The following is an 822-nucleotide window of genomic DNA, read 5'->3' as shown; positions in this document are numbered from 1 at the left end:
AAACCAACCAAAAAAGTTTGGCCTGCGACTTGGTTGTTTCAACAGCTCATGTCGAAGTCGGCACCACAATCCAAAGCGTCTTTGAGTTACTTGAAGCCAATGTTCACATGAGTTCCATTGCGGTAGTAGAGAATGAGAAAGTAAAAGGCATTATCTTTCGCACTCCCTTTATGAACAAGTATTCCAAGCGACAGAGACGAGAAGTCGTTCAAGCCAAGTGTATCTCAAGCGAAATGAGCTCAGACTTCCTGCATGTTGACGCTCATCAGCGCATAGAGCAAGTCAGCCGCCTGGTCACATCTCGCGCGCAATTAGATGCAGAGCATGACTTTATTATCTCTAATGAGCAGCATTTTCTTGGGATCGGAACGGTCATCGACCTATTACGCAAGGTCACTCAGTTGCGCGTCAAACCAGATCACCAGGAAAACATCCTGACCATGCTCCCGGGGAACACCCCTATCGGGAATTGCGTCATGGAACTTCTGGATAAAGATACTCCCTTCTCAATCGCGCTTCTCGATTTGGCAAACTTTAAACCCTTCAACAATCATTACAGCCACAACCGGGGTGATGAAGTACTGATCATGTTTGCCGAGATTCTAAGAAAGCAACTTAAACAAGGCGCTAGCTTTGCCGGGCATATCGGTGGGGATGATTTTGTACTGATTATGCCTCAGGATGAGTGGCAAGAATTACTCCGCTCCGTTTTCACTGAGTTCAACCACAAAGTACTTAAATTCTATTCGGATAACGACATCAAACAAGGTGGTATCGAAAGCACCGACCGAAATGGTCATATGCGCCTATTCGATTTTGTAT

The 822-nt window shown here is 45.6% G+C and carries 1 protein-coding gene; it reads left to right on the top strand.

Annotated elements, in window-relative coordinates; all coding sequences use genetic code 11:
- The coding region (locus A3735_RS01955; RefSeq protein ID WP_156499325.1) for a GGDEF domain-containing protein at positions 1-822 on the top strand (822 nt) is incomplete at both ends.

It is taken from the genome of Oleiphilus sp. HI0061 (assembly GCF_001635675.1).
The sequence above is the reverse complement of the archived record's forward strand: the minus strand, read 5'-3'. Positions and strand labels throughout refer to the sequence as shown.